The sequence below is a fragment of the Actinokineospora sp. genome (assembly GCF_050699995.1).
Lineage (GTDB): Bacteria > Actinomycetota > Actinomycetes > Mycobacteriales > Pseudonocardiaceae > Actinokineospora.
The window spans coordinates 1-2108 of record NZ_JBOHGC010000279.1; the positions used below are offsets into that span (position 1 = coordinate 1).

General features: G+C 68.0%; 2 protein-coding genes. Both read left to right on the forward strand.

Features of this window, described 5'->3' with window-relative positions; all coding sequences use genetic code 11:
• Positions 1-1146: MFS transporter (locus ACRDSQ_RS14100; RefSeq protein WP_431421513.1), on the forward strand; the 1146-nt coding region annotated here is incomplete at its 5' end.
• Positions 1147-1187: 41 nt separating this feature from the next.
• The gene (locus tag ACRDSQ_RS14105; protein WP_431421514.1) at positions 1188-2075 is read left to right on the forward strand and encodes a TolB family protein; all 888 of its coding nucleotides are present in this window, start codon (positions 1188-1190) and stop codon (positions 2073-2075) included.
• Positions 2076-2108: the final 33 nt, after the last annotated feature.

The window sequence follows — 2108 nt, forward strand, 5'->3', positions numbered from 1 at the left end:
TCCACCGTCTTCGCACTCGGCGCCGTCAGCCTTGTCACCGACATCTCCTCCGAGATGGTCACGGCGTTCCTGCCGATGTACCTCGTGTACGGGCTCGGCGTCGGCTACCTGCAGCTGGGGTTGGTCGACGGGCTCTACACCGGGGCGACCGCGCTGCTGCGGCTGGTCGGCGGCCACGCGGCGGACCGCACCGGCAAGCCCAAGGCGGTCGCCGCGTTCGGCTATGGGCTTTCGGCGGTGACCAAACTCGGCTTCCCCGCGGCGGGCGGCTCACTGGGCGCCATCGGCGGACTGCTCGCGCTCGACCGTGCGGGCAAAGGGATCCGGTCCGGTCCGCGCGACGCGATCATCGCGCTGAGCGCACCGCCGGACGTGCTCGGCCGGGCTTTCGGCGTGCACCGGATGCTGGACACGATCGGCGCGCTGCTCGGCCCGGTCGTGGCGTTCGTGCTGATCGCGGTCACCGCCCAGGCCTACGACGCGGTGTTCGTGGTCAGCTTCTGTTTCGCCATGGTGGGGCTGGTCATCCTGCTGGTCTGGGTTCAGCAGCCGGTGGGGACGCCCGCGAAGAAGAAGATCAGCGTTCGTGAGGGGCTGCGGCTGCTGGCGCGTCCGGCGTACCGCAGGCTGTGCCTGTGCGCGATGTTCCTCGGGCTGGCCACGGTCAGCGACGCGTTCATCCTGATCGCGGCACAGCAGCGTACCGGTGTGTCGCAGAACTGGTTGCCCCTGCTGCCATTGGCGATCGCGGTCACGTTCCTGTGCGCGGCCATCCCGGTCGGCAGGCTGGCCGACCGGGTCGGCCGATGGCGCGTTTTCCTTGTCGGGCACGGGTTGTTGCTCGCGGTGTACGGCCTGCTGATGTCCGGTCTCGGTGGCTGGCCGGTGCTGGTGTTGGCGTTGGGACTGCACGGGTTGTTCTACGCGGCGACCGACGGGGTGCTGATGGCGTGTGCGGGCCCGATGCTGCCCGAGGAGGTCAAGGCTTCCGGGCTGGCGGTGCTGCAGACCGGGCAGGCCATGGCGCGTACGGTCGCCGCGGTGCTGTTCGGCGTCGGCGCCACGCTGGTCGGGCTCGGCCCCGCGTTCGCTTCTGCGGCCCTGGTCCTGGTGGTTGCGGTGATGGTGAGTTGGAGGCTGCGGTGAAGAAGATCATCGGAATCGGCGCGATCGTCGCGCTGAGCGTGGTGGCGGTGGTCTACGTCGCGTCCGCGTCGCGGAGCTCCGCTACCGGCGCACTGGATCTGGCGGCGCGGAACTCGGTCGTGTTCGTCGACGGGAGCGGCAAAGTCGGCCAACTCTCCCGCACGGACTCGTCGGCGGTGATCACGGACCGCTCATGCTTGCGCGTCTACAGCGCGGCCGGGACGACGGTGTGCCTGCGGTCGGTGACGGTGCCGCCAGGGTTCGAGGCGGAAGTGCTCGGCCCCGACCTCAGTGTGACGCGCGTGATCAAGCTCGACGGCACGCCCAGCCGGGCCAGGGTGTCGGACTCCGGGAACCTGGTGGGGTGGACCGTGTTCCGCGAAGGCGACTCCTACATGGCGCCGGGGTACTTCTCCACGACGGCGGGGATCTTCGACCGGAAGTCGGGGACGCTGTATGGGTCGATGGAGGATTTCACGTCCTCTGTGGATGGTGTGGAGCATCACGCGATCGACCGGAACTTCTGGGGCGTCACGTTTGCCGATGATGATCGGACGTTCTATGTGACGCTCGGGTCTGGTGGCAAGACGTACCTGATGCGGGGGAATCTCGTGGAGCGGACGCTCAAGTCTGTGATCGAGAACGCTGAATGCCCGTCGCTGTCGCCGGATGGGACTCGGGTCGCGTACAAGAAGAGGTTTGGGGATCAGTGGCGGCTGCATGTGCTTGATCTGGGTTCGTTGAAGGAGACCGCTTTGGCGGAGGCGGCGCATGTGGATGATCAGGCGGCTTGGCTTGATGGTTCTACGATCGCCTATTCGCGGCCGGTGGGGGGAGTTCCGGGGATCTTCACGGTTCCCGCTGATGGTGGTGGGGAGGTGAAGTTGTTGCGGGCCGGCGCTTCTTCGCCTTCTGCCGTGGGTTCCTAGCTTGTCTTCGGGGGGGGGGGGGGGGGGGGGGGG